The sequence below is a fragment of the Achromobacter spanius genome (genome assembly GCF_002966795.1).
Lineage (GTDB): Bacteria > Pseudomonadota > Gammaproteobacteria > Burkholderiales > Burkholderiaceae_B > Achromobacter > Achromobacter spanius_D.
In genome coordinates this window covers 3,039,689-3,057,400 of sequence record NZ_CP023270.1, presented here as the reverse complement: position 1 = coordinate 3,057,400, position 17,712 = coordinate 3,039,689, and the positions used below count along the sequence as shown (strand labels likewise).

Here is a 17,712-nt window from a genome sequence, read left to right as displayed (position 1 = left end):
GCCATGAATCGACCCCAACCCGACTCAGCAGGCACCGTCGCCGCCTACCCCCGGCGCACCGGCGCGTCCGAACATGAGATCGCCTCGCAGGAGGCGCTGGCCTTGCGGATCGCAGCCTTGTTGGGCCGGCGTTTTGTGCCGGACTACCGGCCGACCCGCAACCGCGGCGAGCCGCCGCCCTACTACGTGCCCGACCGCAGCATCACCAGCCTGGCCCGTGCGGCCAAGCTCGGCATCGCGCGCGCGGCCGACTTGTTCGGCGGCGTGACGCCGCACGCCTTCGTCGCGACCAAATCCATCACCCACGGCGTCGTCGACGCCCAGGCCAAAGCGCCGCAGGGCTGGGTGCGGCCGCTGGCCGGCGAGCTGGATGAGGTCGTGCTGCGCGGGTACACCGCCTTCACGCTGGACGATGCGCATCGCGCGGGCGAACGTCTGCTGCAGGCGGGCGCGCTGCGGCTGAAGCCGGCCGACGCCAACGCCGGGCGCGGTCAGATCGTCGTGCGCGACACGCAGGCGCTGCGCGCCGCGCTGAACGGCCAGGACGCCGCCATCATGCGCCGGCTTGGACTGGTGCTGGAAGAGGACCTGGCGCAGATCGCGACCTACAGCGTGGGCTGGATCCGGATCGGCAAGCTGGAAGCGTCGTACGTGGGAACGCAAAGCCTTACCCGCGACAACAGCGGAGAGCCGGTGTACGGCGGCTCTGCGCTGACCTTCGCACGCGGCGGGTTCGACGAACTGCGGGCGTTGAACCTGTCGGACGAAGAACGGCAGGCGGTGGACCTGAGCTGCCGCTACGACACGGCGGTATCCACCGCGTATCCCGACTTTTTCGCATCGCGCCGCAACTACGACGTGGGGATCGGCCAGAATGCCCGCGGCGAGCCCCGCGCGGGCGTGCTGGAACAGTCGTGGCGCGCCGGCGGCGCCAGCATCGCGGAGCTGTCCGCCCTGCAGGCGTTCATGCTGTCCCCGTCGCTCAAGTCGGTGTCCGCCTTCACGCGCGAGCGCTACGGCACGGACGAACCGGCGCCCACGTCGGAGCAATACGTGTATCGCGGCGAAGATTCCGCCGTCGGTATGATCACCAAATCGGGGGGAATCCTGGAGGACGATAATGGCCGCCTTTAGCGACCCAATCGACATCGAGGTGGCGGACCAGCGGCTGGCCGGCACCTTTCTCACGCCCGAAAGCAAGGTGCCGGGCGTGCTGTTCATTCACGGCTGGGGCGGTGACCAGAAGTTCGACCTGGCCCGCGCCAAGGGCATCGCCGCGCTCGGCTGCGTCTGCCTGACGTTCGACCTGCGCGGCCATGCCGCCACCCAGGCCCAGCAGATGCAGGTCTCGCGCGACGACAACCTGCGCGACGTGATGGCGGCCTACGACCGCCTGGCGGCGCACCCGTCGCTGGACAGCGGCTCGGTGGCCGTGGTGGGCAGCAGCTACGGCGGCTACCTGGCCGCCATCCTGAGCGGCCTGCGCCGCGTGCGCTGGCTGGGCCTGCACGTGCCCGCGCTGTATCGCGACGACGAGTGGATGCTGCCCAAGAACCAGCTCAACCGCGAGACGTTGCGCGCCTACCGCAACACGCACATCGAGCCCGAAAGCAACCGCGCGCTGTCGTGCTGCGCCAACTTCACCGGCGACGTGCTGATTGTGGAAGCCGAGCACGACGTCTATATCCCGCACTCCACGATCATGAATTACCGGTCGGCCTTCCGGCGGTCGCATTCGCTGACGCACCGCATATTGGACGGCGCGGACCATGCGCTGACCGACAAGGCTTCGCAACAGGCCTACACGTCGATTCTGGTGAACTGGGTAACGGAGATGGTGATGGGTGCGCGTGTGGGACGGGCACGGCCGGTGCCGTAGACGGGACGGCGCCGTAGACGGGCCAGCGCTGTATCTAAGACGAGCGAAGCGGCTCAGGGCTTCGTCGGGCTCAGCATGTCCGACAGCGCATCGCCCAGTTCCTTGACGGCGCCCGCCACCCCTTCCGCTGCGCCTTCCGCCCCCACGCCGATGGCATGCCCGAACCCGCGCGCCACCTGCGCCGAAAACCCGCGCGTGACCGAGAACTTGGGATTGTCCAGGCTGCCGGCCAGCGCGAACTCAAATCGGATGACGCCACTCTTGTCCTTCATGGCCGCCAGCACCGCCTTGCGCGGCAACGAAAACAGGCTGCCGTCGCCACTGAATTTCAGGTTGTGCAACGCGACGGTGCCAGAGGCCTTGAGCTCGTGGCGCGCGATGGTGGTCTTCATGTCCAGGTCCATGGATCCGCCGGACAGCGAGCCGGCGCCGTTATCGGCCAGATAAGGCGCCGCATGGCGGATGTCCATGTTGCGCGCCGCCACCGTGATGTCGGCATCCGTGCCGCCCACCACCAGCTTGCCCTTTGCCCGCACGGTGGCTTCGCCGTTGCGGTTGTCCTCGACCTTGCCGCTGAATTCCATGTCGCTGGCGGTGCCATCGCCCGGAATCACGACGGGCTGCAGATGCGCCTGCACGTCCGTGAACGGAATGCGATGCGGCGGTTTGGACACCGCGCCGTCCAGATAATCCAGGCGGCCATCGCGCAGGATCAGCTCGGCCACGCGGATCGGACCGTTGCGCCGCGTCCTGCCATCGCCGTCGCCTGCGCGCAGCGCCGCTTGCAGCGCGGGGGAAATCTGCATGTCGCCATCGGGGCTGCGCACCACGGCGAAATCAAAGCCTTCGACAACGATCCGCTTGAACACGGCCTCGCGGCGCAGGAAGGCGGTCCACTCCGGTTCAAGCTCAACGCGCCGGGCACGCGCGCCCGGCTGACCGGACGCGCCCGGCACGGTGACGTCGGTCAGCACTACCTGTTGCAGGCCGACCTGCACGTTGCCGACCTGGCTGCGCGGGCCCAGAATGCTGGCGATGCGCTGCTCGGCCACACGGGTGGCGGCGAGCGCCAGCACCGCGAGCACCGCGCCGATCAACAGCAAAATCGCCAGGGCGGTGCCCCAGCGTGACCGGCCACGCGCGTCGGCTGCGTTCGAACTCATTGTGGTTTCCGAAGTTGTACGGGACGGCGGCGCGAAAGGCGCCGCATCCCTTGCACCATAGCGAGGCGCGGCGGCCGGCGCAACCTGAGCATCGTCCGGGATGCGCAATCGTTCATCAATGCTCGAAAAGGATGAGGCGGTTTGCGACGCCCGGATGTCTCAACCACCGTTTACACCTGACCCGCCTTTACGCCTCAACCTTTTTCACGCCGCCACGACAGGCGCCAATAACGTTCGGGACGGGATGCCAATGCTCCCAGCGCCGTACTCGGAGCCGGGACCGGATTCTTCACCGGCGCGGCATCGGACGGGTCAAGCGCCAGGCTGCCGCGCGCGGCCAATGCGCGCTGCTGGGCGCGGTCAACGTCAACCTCCGCCCCAACGTCCAGCGGCGATGCCAGAATCCGGCGGCCAAGCAAATCCGCCAGGCGTTCCTGGACGGCTCCCGGCTCGGCTTCCGCAACCTCTTCGTAAGCGATCCATTCCACGCGCTGGAACAGCGCGCGCAACGTGAGGCCCGCCTCGGACACGCGCACGTGCGCCGCGCTGTGCAGACCCAGCGGCATCAGGATGACGCGTGGCCGCAGGGCGGACAGTGCCGAGGCCAACGCGCCCGTCAGGCGTCCCTCCTCGCCGCTCTCCAGGTAGGCGTCGTCCAGCAGATCCATCTGCACACCTCGCACGCCCAGCAGCGACAAGGCGCGTTCGTTGCGCGCGCGGCGGTCAAGAACGGCCTGACGCCCGTTCTTGAATCCGCTGCAGTGATCCGCTGCGCTGCCGGCTTCGGGCGCCAGCGGCAAGCCGGAGTACACCGTCAGCACGGTGCTATCCGGACGCGCCGCAAGCAGGCCCGCACAACTGACGACGGCGTCGTTCAAGCACGGAGAAACCGCGATCAATCTGCCTTCGCGAAGCATGCCGTCCTCGCTGTCCGGCTTACCAGTAAGGAGGTTGGTTGTAGTACTGATGGATGCCGCGCGCCCAGGTCTCGTCCGCCATGCTGGGCCAGTTGTCCTTGTCGAACCCCTCCGCGTTCTTGAGCACGTCCTTGTCCACATTCAGCACGAAGCACTTGCGGTCGGTATCCAACGTCAACGCGCTCCACGGAATGGCGTACAGCTTGTCGCCAATGCCAAGGATGCCGCCGCGCGACAGCACGGCGTACGCGATGCGTCCGCGCGGCACGTCCACCATGATCTCCTGGATGCTGCCCAGGGATTCGCCGGCGGGGTTATACACGTCGTTGCCTTCCAGCGTGCTGGCCGCCATGATTTCAGGTCCGGGGCCGCTGGGATCGCTCTTCGGACCGCCCACAATCTTGGTTTCGCTTTGCACGTGGCCGGCACCGGTCAATGGTTGGTTCATGGTGTCTCTCCTTGAATGAAACGTCCCGCGCGGCGAACGGCTCGCCACGCCGCCAAGCCACAAGCAAGCCGTGTGCCACGGCTTTGCTACCTTGAATGCCGCGCTTTGCACCATAGCCAACGGCATTTCTTACATCACGCCCCCACAAAAATGCCGGGGCCGGCCCTGCACGCTGCAGAGCCGGCCCCGGCTTGGGTGATGCGCCCGGCGGGCGTTACCGCCGCTTGCCGTGGTCCGACATCATGCAGATGCCGGCCAGCACGCCCAGCAGCACCGCGCCCGCAATGCTCTTCCAGGCGTTTTCATGCACGTAATCATCCGTGGCGTGCGACACCTCGCGCGCCCGGTCCCAGGCGGCGCGTTCCCAGCCGCGGGCCTGGTCGCGTGCGGCGTCCAGCCGAAGCTTGAGCTTGTCGCGGGCGGATTCGATCTCGGACCCGCTATAGCTGGCTGTGCTGCGCAGCAGATCCTCGGTGCCCGAAATCAGGTCACGCATCGCGTGCGAAGACGTGTCCGACGTGTGAAACATATCGCGCAGCCTATCTCGCTTGTTCATGTGTTCTCCTTGAAAAACAGCGGGTCGCTCCCCCCGCGGCACGGCGCACGCGGAGCGCGGCCCGCAGACCGCATGCCTTGCATGACCATCATTGACGGTCGATGCCCGGCGTCTGTTGCGGGTCCACGCCCGGCATGGGATTGGGAATGCTGTCCGGCGGCCAATGGCCCTTTTCGTCCTTGCGCTTTTCGGGGACGTCCGGCTTGGGTTGTTCGGCGGGCGAATGGTCGGGCGTTTGCTGACCGCCCTGCCCGGGCTGTTGGGAACTCGTCTCTCCGGTCGTTGCCATCATGGCCTCCTGAAGTGAGAAGATCGATCGGGCCGGCGGGTCAACCCGCCCACCACTGCTTGATCGTGGCGCGCAGCGCGGCGCCGCCCGCCGCGGCATCTTCCTGGCGCAACGCCTTGAAGTACGCGCCGATCTGCTTGGCGGGAATGTGCGGAGGCAATGGCGGCATCTCGGGGTCGGTCACCATCTCCAGCACCACCGGGCGGCCCGCCGCCAGCGCGCGGTCCCAGGCCGGACCGATATCGTCGGGGCTGTCGACCCGGATGCCCTCCAGGCCCAGCATCCGGCCATACTCCGCGTATGAAAACTTGGGCAGCCACTGCGAATCCGCAAAACGCGGATCGCCGCCCATCACCCGCTGCTCCCATGTCACCAGGTTCAGGTCGCCGTTGTTCAGCACCATGACGACCAGCGTGGGGCTGTGCCAGTCCTTCCAGCGATGGGCGATGGTGATGAGCTCGTTGATGCCCAGCATCTGCATGGCGCCGTCGCCCACCAGTGCAATGACCGGCCTGTCGGGATAGGCCTCCTTGGCCGCAATGGCGTAAGGCACGCCGCACCCCATCGTGGCCAGTCCGCCCGACACCGATCCCATCATGCCCGCCTGAATGTCGACGTTGCGCGCGTACCAGTTCGCGGACGAGCCCGAATCGCACGTCAGGATGGTCTGCGGCGGCAGCCGCTTGGACAGTTCGAGGAATGGCCGCTGGGGATTGATGGGCTTGGCGTCGACCATGGCGCGCGCATGCACGGTCTCGCGCCAGGTAGAGACCTGCTTTTCGATCCGGTCACGCCAGCGGCGCGCCTTCTTGGGTTCCAGCAGCGGAATCAGCGCCTCCAGCGTCAGCCGGCTGTCGCCCACCAAGCCGAGCTCGACGGGATAGCGCAGACTGAGCTTGCGCCCGTCTCGGTCGATCTGCACGACGCGCGCCTGGCCTTCCTGCGGCAGGAACTCCGCATACGGAAACGAGGTGCCCACCATCAATAGCGTGTCGCACTCGTTCATCATGTCCCAGCTTGGCTGCGTGCCTAACAGGCCGATGGCGCCCGTCACGTAAGGCAGACTGTCCGGCAGCACGGCCTTGCCCAGCAGCGCCTTGGCCACACCCGCGCCCAGCAGTTCGGCGACCTGGCTGACCTGCTCGCCCGCCTGCAGCGCGCCCGCGCCCACAAGCATCGCCACTTTCTCGCCGCGGTTCAGGATGTCCGCCGCGTTGCGCAGCGCGTCCGGGCCGGGCACTGCGGCGTGCGACGTGACGCCAATGCCGGTGTGCACCGTGCCGTGCTCGCGCGGCGGCACCGGCACGGCCGGCAGATCCTGCACATCGTTCGGAAAGATGACGCAGGTGACGCTGCGGCGCTCCAGGGCGATGCGCATGGCGCGGTCCACCATGTGGCGCGCCTGCTCGGCCGTCGTCGCCATCTGCACGAAATCGTGCGCCACGTCCTTGAACAGGCTGATCAGATCGACCTCCTGCTGGTAATCGCCGCCCAGTGCGCTGCGCGCCTGCTGGCCCACCAGCGCCACGACCGGCTGGTGATCGAGCTTGGCGTCGTACAGGCCATTCAGCAGGTGGATGGCGCCGGGACCCGACGTCGCCAGGCACACCCCGACTTGGCCGGTGAATTTGGCGTGCGCGCAAGCCATGAACGCCGCGCTTTCCTCGTGCCGGGCTTGTATGAACTCCAGCGGCTCCTCGGTGCGGCCGAAGGCGCCGATCAGACCGTTGATGCCGTCGCCGGGATAGCCGTACACCTTGCGCACGCCCCACTGCGACAGCCGCTTCAACACGAAGTCCGACACTGTTTCCATACATTTCTCCCGGCGGTCGTCGTTGAAAGCGACTGCATGCAGCAACCGCCGTTCCCGGGCCCGATGGGATTTTGGGGGTTGTGCGCAGATAAAAATTACAAAGCGCCCAGACCACCGGCCTCGCGCGCCACGCCCTTCCATCATTTGGATGACAGGTATTTGTGCTGCATTGCGCAATTTTTTTGACGGCCCGTGGTTTGGGCACAGCGCTTGCGTAAGGAAGGGCCTCGGGCCTCGGCGGAATCGCAATCGAGTCGCAACCGTCTCGACCGGCCTATCAACTGGAGCAAGCATGCCAAAGACGAGAACCCTGATCGTGGCGGGAGAAGCTTTCCCTCTGGCCAAAACGGGCGGCCTGGGAGATGCCATCACCGGAATGGCCCGCGCGTTGATCGAGGCGCGAATGCCCCTGAGCGTGTTGCTGCCCGCCTATCGGGGCGTAAAGGCCAAGTTGAACCGCGTACGCGAGGTGGCCACGCTGGATGACCTGCCGGGTGGCCCGGCGGTGCTGCTGGAAGGCAAATGCCCGCAGTCCGGCATCGACTACCTGATCCTGGAAAACGATGCCCTGTATGACCGCGGCGGTCTCTATGCCGACGAGAACGGCAATGAACATCCCGACAACGGATTGCGCTATGCGGCGCTGGCGCACGCCGCGGTGCGCGTGGCGGGCGGTTTGCCCGGCGTGATGCGCCCCACGCTGGTGCACGCGCACGACTGGCACGCCGGATTGGTGCCGCTGCTGCTGCGTGCCGCTGACCTGCCCGACGTCAAGAGCGTGATGACCATCCACAATCTCGCGTTCCAGGGCCTGTTCCCGATGGCGAACGCGGACGAATTCGGGGTGCCGGACTGGGCCCGCAACGACGATGGCGCGCAGGCCTGGGGCCAACTCAATTTCCTGAAGGCTGGCATCCGGTTCGCCGATCGCGTCACCACGGTCAGCCATACCTACGCCCGCGAAATCATGACGCCCGCATTCGGGTGCGGGCTGGATGGGCTGCTGCGCAGCCGTGCGGACGACCTGCTGCCGATTCCGAACGGCATCGACGACGTGCTGTGGAACCCTGCGCGCGACCCTTACCTGCGCAGCCACCGCTATTCCGTCCGCGACCTGACCAACAAGATCCATTGCAAGGCGGCCTTGCAGCGGGAGTTCGGTCTGCGGCCGGATCCGGCCGCAACCCTGATGGGCATGGGCAACCGCCTGACCGAGCAAAAAATGGCGGATGTCGCGGTGCACGCGCTGCCGGAGGCGCTGGAGCGCCACCCCAGCTTGCAGATCGCGATCCTGGGCCAGGGCGACCACCGGCTTGAAGAAGCGCTGCAAGACATCGCGCGCCGCTACCCGGGGCGCTGCGCCACCCACATTGGCTACGACGAGGGCATCGCCCACCGCCTGCACGCGGGTTCCGACATATTGCTGCACGCGAGCCGTTTCGAGCCATTTGGTCTGACGCCCCTATACGCCATGCGCTACGGCACGCTGCCGATCGGCTCGCGTGTCGGCGGCATGGCCGACACCATCCAGGATCCCGGCCCGCGCGCGCCGCTGTCGGCCATGTCGTCGGCCACCGGCCTGCTCTTTGAAGGCGACACCCCGCAGGCCATGAGCGCCGCCATCGAGCGCGCAATCGACTTGCGCGCCCACGGCATTCTGTGGCGATTGATGCAGCGCAACGCGATGAATACCGACTTCGGCTGGCGCGCCGCGATCAGCCTGTACGCGAGCCTGTACCGGTCGCTGGTGGAACCCGAGTACCGCGATGCGGCGCCCGCCCCTGCCTTGCAGCCGGCCAGCGTCTCCGCCGTCAACCGCCGCCCGCAGCGCACAGGTGGCGCCATGCCGGCCGCCATTTAAGGAGCCATACCGGTGCCCCACTCCTCCGTCCCCGCGCCGTCCCGCGCCCCAGTACGCCTGTACCACGCCCGTAACGGTCTGCCGGAGGGCGAAGCCGCCATCGAGGCCCTGAGCAAACGGCTTGCGCAACGCGGCTTTAACGCCGTGCTGGTGCCCGCCCCGTGGCTGACGGGCCCGCAGCCGGGATCGCTCGCCGCGCAGAATGCGGACACGGCGGAGTGGAACGGACAGGAAACGCCGATCACCCAGTGGTACACGCAGGCCGCGGCGCCGTTGTCGGCGCACGGCCTGGCGCTGTTCGTGGATGTGATACTCGATCGCAGCGCCCGCAACGCAGTGGCGTCGACTGCCGAGCCGGGCTGGTACCGGTCGACACATGAAGAGCCCGCGCGCGACCCGCGGCTGACGCAAGAAGAGCGCGGCGTGCTGCACCTGCCTGAAGGCGCCCTGCCGCCGGGATTTCTGGCGGCGTGGACCGAACGTCTGCTGGACTGGGCCCGCAGCGGGGTCAAGGGACTTGTCTTCCAGGCGCCCCACCGCTTGCCCGCCGACGCGTGGCGCGAGCTTGGCGGCGCCCTGCGCGCACAAAACCCCGACGTGCGGCTGCTGGCCTGGACGCCCGGCCTGTCGCCCGCCGACCTGGCGGGCCTGCGGGACGCGGCCTTCGACGCGGCGTTCTCGTCGCTGCCGTGGTGGGACTTCAAGTCCTCGTGGCTGGCCGAAGAGGATGCCCGGCTGCGCGCCATTGGCGACGTCATCGCGGCCCCCCCGCAGTCCGGCGCGCAGCGGCCGTCGGAGGACGGCAGACGCGCCATCTGGAGCGCAGCCGTCACCGGCGATGGCCTCATGCTCACGGATGAGGACGAACGCCGCCTGCCCGATGTGGAAACGGTGAACGCCTGGTTCGCGGGACCGCGACTGAAGGGACCGCTATGTCTGCTGGGCGGACGCGACGGCAGTTGCACGGCACTGCTGCGCGACGCCGGCGACGGCGCAACGCTGGCGCTCGCGATCAACCCCTCGGCCACGCAGGATGCCGCGATGGATTGGGATGCCCTGGCGCCGATGCTGCCGCCGGCGGACCTCGTCCCCTTCACGCCGCCCACGGGATTGCAAGCACAGGCCAGCCACCTCGCGGGCGGCGACTGCGCGATGTTGATGTTCCAGCCCACACAACCGGTGCGCGACGCAGTGCGCCATCACCGCACCCGGGCCGACGATCTGGCCAGCCAGCGCGTCGCCCTGGAGAACATCAGCCCGGCCGTCGACGGCGGCGCTTATCCAGTCAAGACCATTCCCCACGCGCGCATCGTCGTGCAAGCCGATATCTTCATGGATGGCCACGACCAGCTGGCCGCCGAAGTGCGCTGGCGCGCCAAGGACGAGGCCCGCTGGCACACCGTGTCCATGACGCGCGGCCTGAACGACCGCTGGGAGGCAGCCTTCCGGCCTCGCCGCATCGGGGCGCATGAATTTGTCGTGGCCGCGTGGTTCGACGCATGGCACACGTTCTCGCATGACATCGAGGTCAAGCACCAGGCCGGCCGCGACCTGAGCCTGGAGATCCACGAGGGGCTGGCGCTGCTGCGCGATGCCCTGGCGCGCGCTGAAGCCGGATCGCCCGCCGGGGCCGACGCCGAGCCGGTGCGCGAGGCCCTGGCCGCCTTCGCGGACGCCGATCTGGCCCACCCGGTTCCGCCAACGGCCGAGCAGGTCGCCGTGCTGCTCGATCCCGCGTTGGCCCACGCCATGCACACTCTGGACGACCACCCTTTTGAAGCCGTCACCGCCATCGCCTATCCAGTCTGGGTGGACCGCGCCCAGGCCTGCCACTCCAGTTGGTACGAGCTGTTTCCGCGATCTCAGGCCGCCGAACCCGGGCGCCACGGCACCTTCGACGACGTGATCGCGCGCCTGCCCGACGTGCGCGAGATGGGATTTGACGTGCTGTACATGCCGCCCATCCACCCCATCGGCCAGCGCAACCGCAAGGGCCGCAACAACAGCCTGCGCGCCGAGCCCGGCGACGTGGGCAGCCCCTACGCCATCGGCGCGCAGAGCGGCGGCCACGACGCGATCGAACCCGCGCTGGGCACACTGACGGACTTCCTGAACCTGGTGGACGCGGCCGCGCAGCACGGCATGGAGATCGCGCTGGACTTTGCCATCCAGTGCTCGCCGGACCACCCGTGGCTGGCCCAGCATCCGGACTGGTTTTCGTGGCGGCCGGACGGCTCGATGCGCTACGCCGAGAATCCGCCCAAGAAGTATGAGGACATCGTCAACGTGTCCTTCTACGGCGGCCAGAACCGCCGCAGCCGCAAGCTGGGCCTCTGGCGCGCGCTACGCGACGTGGTGCTGTTCTGGGTGAACCACGGCGTGCGCATCTTCCGCGTCGACAATCCGCACACCAAGCCGCTGCCGTTCTGGCAGTGGCTGATCTGCGAGGTCCAGGCCAAGCATCCGGACGTCATCTTTCTGTCCGAGGCCTTCACGCGCCCCAAGATGATGTACCGCCTGGCCAAGATCGGCTTCACTCAGTCATACACCTACTTCACGTGGCGCAACGAGCGTGCCGAGCTGGAAGCTTATCTGCAGGAGATCTCGTCGCCGCCCGCGGCCGACTTCTTCCGGCCGCATTTCTTTGTGAACACGCCGGACATCAATCCGTTCTTCCTGCAGACCTCGGGACGCCCGGGCTTTCTGATCCGCGCGGCGCTGGCCGCGCTGGGTTCCGGCCTGTGGGGCGTCTATAGCGGCTTCGAGCTTTGCGAAGGCGCGGCGTTGCCGGGCAAGGAAGAGTATCTGGATTCGGAGAAGTACGAACTGCGCCAGCGCGACTGGCACGCGCCGGGCAACATCCGCGCCGAGATCACGCGCCTGAACCAGATCCGGCGCGCCAACCCCGCGTTGCAGACACATCGCGGGCTGACCTTGACCACCAGCAGCAACAACCGTGTGCTGGCGTTCTACAAGTCCACGCCGGGCCACGGCAACGTGGTGCTGGCCGTCATCAGCCTGGATCCGTTCCAGGCGCAGCAAACGCGGGTCGAGGCGCCGTTCTGGCTGTTTGGCGAGGCCGATGCCGGCCAGTTGTCCGCCGAAGATCTGCTGACCGAAACCCGAGAGACCTGGCACGAGAAGCACCGCAATCTGACGCTGACCCCCGACCAACCTTATCGCGTGTGGCGGCTTTCGCTGCATGGATGAAGCCCGCGCCCAACGCCATGATGAGTAAAGCCCAACCCATTCAGGACGATCCCCTCTGGTACAAGGACGCCGTCATCTACCAGTTGCACGTCAAATCCTTTTTTGACTCGAACGGCGACGGCGTCGGCGACCTGCCAGGCCTGATTTCCAAGCTGGACTACATCGCCAGCCTGGGCGTCAACACCATCTGGCTGCTGCCCTTCTACCCGTCGCCGCGCCGCGACGACGGTTACGACATCGCCGACTACCGCGGCGTGCATTCGGACTACGGAACCATTGCCGACGTGCGCAAGCTGATCCGGGCCGCGCACGCCCGCGGCCTGCGCATCATCACCGAGCTGGTGGTCAACCACACGTCCGACCAGCATCCCTGGTTTCAGCGGGCGCGCGCGGCCAAGCCCGGCTCGGCCGCGCGCAATTTCTATGTGTGGTCCGACAACGACAAGGCCTACGCCGGCACGCGCATCATCTTCTGCGATACCGAAAAGTCGAACTGGACCTGGGACCCGGTGGCCAACGCCTACTTCTGGCACCGCTTCTACTCGCACCAGCCCGACCTGAACTACGACAATCCGCAGGTGCTCAAGGAAGTGCTGTCCGTCATGCGTTATTGGCTGGATATGGGCGTGGATGGCCTGCGGCTGGACGCCGTGCCCTATCTGGTCGAGCGCGAAGGCACGAACAACGAGAACCTGCCCGAGACGCATGACGTGCTCAAGCAGATCCGGGCGGTGATCGAGACCGAGTACCCGGGCCGCCTGCTGCTGGCCGAGGCCAACCAGTGGCCCGAGGACGCGCAGGAGTATTTCGGCGCGGGCGACGAGTGCCACATGTCCTTCCACTTTCCGCTGATGCCGCGGATGTACATGGCGATCGCCCAGGAAGACCGCTTTCCGATCACCGACATCATCCGCCAGACGCCCGACATTCCGCCCACCTGCCAGTGGGCCATCTTCCTGCGCAACCATGACGAGCTGACGCTGGAAATGGTGACGAGCCGCGAACGCGATTACCTGTGGAACGTCTACGCCGCCGAGCCGCGCGCCCGCATCAACCTGGGCATCCGCCGCCGGCTGGCGCCGCTGCTGGAACGGGACCGCCGCCGTGTCGAACTGATGAACAGCCTGCTGCTGTCGATGCCGGGTACGCCGGTGCTGTACTACGGCGACGAGCTGGGCATGGGCGACAACGTTCACCTGGGCGACCGGGACGGCGTACGCACGCCGATGCAATGGTCGCCGGACCGCAACGGCGGGTTCTCACGCGCGGATCCGGAGCGCCTGCCGCTGCCGGTGCTGATGGGCCCCCTGTACGGCTATGAGGCCGTCAACGTCGAGGCGCAGCAGCGCGACCCGCATTCGCTGCTGAACTGGACGCGGCGCCTGCTGGCCCAGCGCGGACAAAGCCATGCTTTCGGGCGCGGCACGCTGCGCTTCATCTTTGCCGGCAACCGCAAGATCCTGGCCTATCTGCGGCAATGGGAAGACACCACGATCCTGTGCGTGGCCAACTTGTCGAACGCGGCGCAGCCCGTCGAGCTGCACATGCAGGAGTTCAATGGCCGGGTGCCGGTCGAAATGCTGGGCGGCACGCCCTTCCCCGCGATCGGCGAACTGCCGTATCTGCTGACGCTGCCGCCCTATGGCTTTTACTGGATGGACCTGAGCCAGGATGCCGCGCCGCCCGGATGGCATGCGACGGCGCCCGAACAGATGCCCGAGCTGATCACGCTGGTGCTCAAGACGCGCGGCGGCGCGGCGTTGACCGACGCCTCGCGCGCCACGCTGGAACGCGAGATCCTGCCGCAGTATCTGGCGCGCCAGCGCTGGTACCCGGGTGCGGAGCCGCCCTCGCGTGCGCGGCTGGCCTATGCCACCCCGTTCGCGTCGGCGGACGGCGAATACTACTGGGCCGAGATCGAGCCGGAGGACGGCGTCAAGGGCCTCCGGGCCCAGGCGCCCTTCGTGCTGGTCTGGGATGAAACCGCCGTCATCCAGTACGCGATTGCGCGCGTGCGCCGCGGCGCCGAGGTCGGCGTGCTGGCCGACGCCTTCCTGCAGCCGGGGTTCGTGCGCAGCACGCTCAAGGCCATGCAGGCCGGCGCGGAGCTGGACGGCCGCAGCGGCGGCAAGCCTGGCGACAAGCCGGGCGTCATCCGCTTCCTGCCGGAGGCGGGCTTAAAGGAGATGGACTTCGAGGGCGATGTGGACATGCATTGGCTGTCGGGCGAACAGTCCAACAGCTCGGTCATCGTCGGCAACGCGGTGATCCTGAAGCTCATCCGCAGCGTGCAGCCCGGCCTGTCTCCGGAATCGGAAATGACGCGCTATCTGACCCGCGCGGGCTACGGCAACATTCCGCCGCTGCTGGGCGAAGTGCAGCGCGTGGACACGGACGGCGTCGTGCACACGCTGGCGGTGGCGCACGGGTTCGTGCCCAATGAAGGCGATGCGTGGAGCTGGACGCTGGACTTCCTGAAGCGCACGCTGGCGAACGCGCTGCTGGTGGGGACGTCGCCCGAGGAATACGAGGAAACGCTGCAGGGCTACGCCGTGATGGCCGCGACCATCGGCGAGCGCCTGGGCCAGATGCACACAGTGCTGGCGGCGCCGACCGATGACGCCGGCTTCCAGTCGCGTCCGGCCAGCGAGGCCGACGCCGACGCGCGGGCCGAACAGGTGCGCGCGCTGCTGGACCGCGCCGAGAAAAACCTGCGGGCCGCGCTGGACAAGCTGGAAGAGCCGTCGCGCGCCTGCGCCGAATGGTTCTTCGAGCATCATGCGCGCCTGGCCGAACGGGTCACCGCCATGGCGAAGGCCGAAGCCGGCTCGCCCTGGCTGCGCATCCACGGCGACTTCCACCTGGGCCAGGTGCTGGTCGCGCAGACCGACGCCTACCTGATCGACTTCGAGGGCGAACCGATCAGCAGCCTGGAGGCGCGGCGCGCGCTGTCGTCCCCCTACAAGGACGTGGCGGGCATGCTGCGCTCGTTTGACTATGCCGCCGCGTCCATTGCCCGCACCGATCTCATCGGCGGCGCGCATCTGGACGCCAACGCGGGTGCGGACGAGGTGCCGGCCCCGACGGTGGCGCCGGCCGAACAGCGCGACGCCCTGTTGTCGCGCTTCCGGCAGCAGGCGTGCGACGCCTTCCTGCAGGGCTACCGCGGAGCACGCGGCGGCGACCTGGCAGACGGTTCTGACCGGGAGAACACGCTGCTAACGCTGGCGCAGCTTGAAAAGGCCGCCTACGAAGTCAGCTACGAAGCCGCCCACCGTCCAGACTGGATCTCGATTCCGCTATGCGCCCTGACGGAACTGGCGCGCAGCGTCCTACTTTCCGCCGCCATCGACGCCGAAGGAAAAACGCCATGAGCGGAGCCCACGCCTCTTTCCCCTCTGCCGATCTGGCGGAGGGTCATATCGATCCGCAGGAACTGACCGCGCTCGCCCATGGGCTGCATGACAATCCGTTCGGCGTGCTGGGGCCGCACGACGGCTGGCTGCGCGTCTTCGTGCCCGGTGCGTCGGCAGTGGAGGCGCTGGACCCGGACGGCGACCGGACGGCCCTGACGGAACAGGCGCAGGGCCTGTTCATCGGCCGCGTGCCGTATGCGCAGGCCGGCGACGGGGCCTCCTACCGCGTGGCGATCCAATGGCCGGCGGCCGAGCAGACCACCGCCGACCCGTACGCCTTCGGCGCGCTGCTCGACGACGGCACGCTGCAACGGCTGGCGCAAGGCGCCTGGCACGAGGCTGGCGAGGCGCTGGGCGCGCATCTGGTCGAGGTCGACGGTGTGACCGGCCTGCGCTGCGCGGTCTGGGCGCCCAACGCCCGGCGGGTTGCGGTGGCGGGCGACTTCAACGGCTGGGACGCACGCCGGCACGGCATGCGGCTGCGCCATGCGGCCGGCGTCTGGGAAATCTTCATCCCGGGCGTGCGCCCCGGCGAGCGCTACAAGTTCGCCATCACCGACCGCAACGGCAATCAGTTCATGAAGGCCGATCCGATGGCGCGGCGCAGCGAGATGGCGCCGGCCACGGCCTCCATCGTGGACGATCCCGCGCCCTACACCTGGACCGACGACGACTGGATGCAGGGGCGCGGCGCACGCCAGTCGCCCGATGCGCCCGTCTCCATTTACGAGGTCCACGCCGGCTCCTGGGCAGGTTGCGAATCGGGTGTCTGCGGCTGGGACCAGCTGGCCGACAAGCTGCCCGGCTACGCCCGCGCCATGGGATTCACGCATCTTGAACTGATGCCGATCATGGAGCATCCGTTCGGGGGCTCGTGGGGCTATCAACCGCTGGGCATGTTTGCGCCCACCGCGCGCTACGGCCCGCCCGAAGCCTTCGCGCGCTTCATCGACCGCTGCCACGCCGCGGGCATCGGCGTCATCCTGGATTGGGTGCCCGCGCACTTCCCGGACGACGCGCACGGGCTGGCCGCCTTCGACGGCACCTCGCTCTATGAATACGAGGACCCGCGCGAGGGCTACCACCCCGACTGGCACACCATGGTCTACAACCTGGGCCGCAACGAGGTGAAGGCCTTCATGATCGCCAGCGCCATGCACTGGCTGCGGCGCTTTCACATCGACGGGCTGCGCGTGGACGCCGTGGCGTCGATGCTCTATCGCGACTACAGCCGCCAGCCCGGCGAATGGATACCCAACCGCTATGGCGGCCGCGAGAATCTGGAGGCCGTTCAATTCCTGCAGGAACTGAACGACACGGTGCGCGCCGAGGTGCCGGACGCGATCATGGTGGCCGAGGAATCCACCGCCTGGCCCGGCGTGACGGCGCCCGTGTCCGAGGGCGGCCTGGGCTTTCACTACAAATGGAACATGGGCTGGATGCACGACACGCTGCGCTATCTGTCGCAGGATCCCATCCATCGCCGCTACCACCACCACGACATCACCTTCGGCATGGTGTATGCCTTCAGCGAGCGCTTCATCCTGCCGCTGTCGCACGACGAAGTGGTGCACGGCAAGGGGTCGTTGCTGGGCAAAATGCCGGGCGACACGCAGACCCGCCAAGCCAATCTGCGCGCGTACTACGGCTTCATGTGGGCCCACCCCGGCAAGAAGCTGCTGTTCATGGGCGGCGAATTGGCCCAGCCCACCGAATGGAACCACGACGCCACGCTGAACTGGAACCTGCTGGACAACGCCGGGCACCTGGGCATTCAGCGCCTGGTGGCCGACCTGAACCGGCTGTACCGCGACGTGCCCGCCCTGCATGCGCGGGATGCGGATCCGTCGGGATTCGCGTGGACGATCCTGGACGACCAGGACAACAGCGTCGTTGCCTTCATCCGCACGGATGGTCAGCAGCAGGTGCTGGTGGTGTCGAACTTCACGCCGGTCACCCGGCACGATTACCGCATTGGCGTTCCGCGCGCCGGCCGTTGGGCCGAGCGGCTGAACACCGACGCGTCCCATTACGGCGGGTCCGGCCAGGGCAACCAGGGCGGGACTCACACCGGCGACATGGCTGCCCATGGGCAGCCGCAGGCCCTGTCGCTGACCCTGCCGCCTCTTTCGACCCTCTTCCTGATGCACGAAGGCTGAA

General features: G+C 67.7%; 12 protein-coding genes. 6 read left to right on the top strand and 6 right to left on the bottom strand.

The window, feature by feature from the left end; all coding sequences use genetic code 11:
- Positions 1–3 precede the first annotated feature (3 nt).
- On the top strand, positions 4–1,134 hold the full coding sequence (locus CLM73_RS13660) for a DUF3182 family protein (RefSeq protein WP_105238892.1): 1,131 nt from the start codon (positions 4–6) through the stop codon (positions 1,132–1,134).
- Positions 1,121–1,879 carry an alpha/beta hydrolase family protein gene (locus tag CLM73_RS13655; protein WP_105238891.1) on the top strand — a complete coding sequence of 253 codons (759 nt, stop codon included), beginning with the start codon at positions 1,121–1,123 and terminating at the stop codon, positions 1,877–1,879. The genes CLM73_RS13660 and CLM73_RS13655 overlap by 14 nt, the downstream gene beginning before the upstream one ends.
- A gap of 53 nt (positions 1,880–1,932) precedes the next feature.
- On the opposite strand, the gene CLM73_RS13650 is transcribed toward CLM73_RS13655, so the two are convergent.
- The 6 genes from CLM73_RS13650 to CLM73_RS13625 all read right to left on the bottom strand — a co-directional run bounded on the left by CLM73_RS13650 (position 1,933) and on the right by CLM73_RS13625 (position 7,065).
- The gene (locus CLM73_RS13650) at positions 1,933–3,042 is read right to left on the bottom strand and encodes a DUF748 domain-containing protein (protein WP_105238890.1); all 1,110 of its coding nucleotides are present in this window, start codon (positions 3,040–3,042) and stop codon (positions 1,933–1,935) included.
- A 194-nt stretch (positions 3,043–3,236) separates the two neighbouring features.
- Positions 3,237–3,920 (bottom strand): hypothetical protein, encoded by a 684-nt coding sequence (locus CLM73_RS13645; protein ID WP_105238889.1) that lies wholly within the window; start codon positions 3,918–3,920, stop codon positions 3,237–3,239.
- A 58-nt stretch (positions 3,921–3,978) separates the two neighbouring features.
- A complete protein-coding gene (locus CLM73_RS13640; RefSeq protein WP_105238888.1) occupies positions 3,979–4,407 on the bottom strand; it encodes a PRC-barrel domain-containing protein in 429 nt (142 codons plus the stop codon).
- A 214-nt stretch (positions 4,408–4,621) separates the two neighbouring features.
- Positions 4,622–4,963, bottom strand: coding sequence for a DUF883 family protein (locus tag CLM73_RS13635; RefSeq protein WP_105238887.1), 342 nt, complete (start codon positions 4,961–4,963; stop codon positions 4,622–4,624).
- Between the two features lie 88 nt (positions 4,964–5,051).
- A complete protein-coding gene (locus tag CLM73_RS13630) occupies positions 5,052–5,255 on the bottom strand; it encodes a hypothetical protein (RefSeq protein ID WP_199778298.1) in 204 nt (67 codons plus the stop codon).
- Positions 5,256–5,292: 37 nt separating this feature from the next.
- Positions 5,293–7,065 carry a thiamine pyrophosphate-requiring protein gene (locus CLM73_RS13625; protein ID WP_105238886.1) on the bottom strand — a complete coding sequence of 591 codons (1,773 nt, stop codon included), beginning with the start codon at positions 7,063–7,065 and terminating at the stop codon, positions 5,293–5,295.
- Positions 7,066–7,357: 292 nt separating this feature from the next.
- Between CLM73_RS13625 and glgA the strand changes: the two genes are divergently transcribed.
- Genes glgA through glgB form a run of 4 tightly spaced genes read left to right on the top strand, consistent with a single transcriptional unit; the run spans position 7,358 to position 17,711 of the window.
- On the top strand, positions 7,358–8,926 hold the full coding sequence (gene glgA / locus CLM73_RS13620; protein ID WP_105238885.1) for a glycogen synthase GlgA: 1,569 nt from the start codon (positions 7,358–7,360) through the stop codon (positions 8,924–8,926).
- A gap of 6 nt (positions 8,927–8,932) precedes the next feature.
- On the top strand, positions 8,933–12,136 hold the full coding sequence (locus CLM73_RS13615; protein ID WP_418904952.1) for an alpha-1,4-glucan--maltose-1-phosphate maltosyltransferase: 3,204 nt from the start codon (positions 8,933–8,935) through the stop codon (positions 12,134–12,136).
- Positions 12,133–15,510 (top strand): maltose alpha-D-glucosyltransferase, encoded by a 3,378-nt coding sequence (gene treS, locus CLM73_RS13610; protein WP_418904941.1) that lies wholly within the window; start codon positions 12,133–12,135, stop codon positions 15,508–15,510. Before CLM73_RS13615 ends, treS begins: the two co-directional genes overlap by 4 nt.
- Positions 15,507–17,711, top strand: a complete 2,205-nt coding sequence (glgB, locus tag CLM73_RS13605; protein WP_105238883.1) for a 1,4-alpha-glucan branching protein GlgB — start codon at positions 15,507–15,509, stop codon at positions 17,709–17,711. Before treS ends, glgB begins: the two co-directional genes overlap by 4 nt.
- Position 17,712: the final 1 nt, after the last annotated feature.

Excerpts from the sequence above, each read along its gene's own strand:
- CLM73_RS13660 (WP_105238892.1), top strand. The coding sequence starts at position 4 with ATGAATCGACCCCAACCCGACTCAGCAGGCACCGTCGCCGCCTACCCC.
- CLM73_RS13655 (WP_105238891.1), top strand. The coding sequence starts at position 1,121 with ATGGCCGCCTTTAGCGACCCAATCGACATCGAGGTGGCGGACCAGCGG.
- CLM73_RS13650 (WP_105238890.1), bottom strand. The coding sequence starts at position 3,042 with ATGAGTTCGAACGCAGCCGACGCGCGTGGCCGGTCACGCTGGGGCACC.
- CLM73_RS13640 (WP_105238888.1), bottom strand. The coding sequence starts at position 4,407 with ATGAACCAACCATTGACCGGTGCCGGCCACGTGCAAAGCGAAACCAAG.
- CLM73_RS13635 (WP_105238887.1), bottom strand. The coding sequence starts at position 4,963 with ATGAACAAGCGAGATAGGCTGCGCGATATGTTTCACACGTCGGACACG.
- CLM73_RS13630 (WP_199778298.1), bottom strand. The coding sequence starts at position 5,255 with ATGATGGCAACGACCGGAGAGACGAGTTCCCAACAGCCCGGGCAGGGC.
- CLM73_RS13625 (WP_105238886.1), bottom strand. The coding sequence starts at position 7,065 with ATGGAAACAGTGTCGGACTTCGTGTTGAAGCGGCTGTCGCAGTGGGGC.
- glgA (WP_105238885.1), top strand. The coding sequence starts at position 7,358 with ATGCCAAAGACGAGAACCCTGATCGTGGCGGGAGAAGCTTTCCCTCTG.
- treS (WP_418904941.1), top strand. The coding sequence starts at position 12,133 with ATGAAGCCCGCGCCCAACGCCATGATGAGTAAAGCCCAACCCATTCAG.
- glgB (WP_105238883.1), top strand. The coding sequence starts at position 15,507 with ATGAGCGGAGCCCACGCCTCTTTCCCCTCTGCCGATCTGGCGGAGGGT.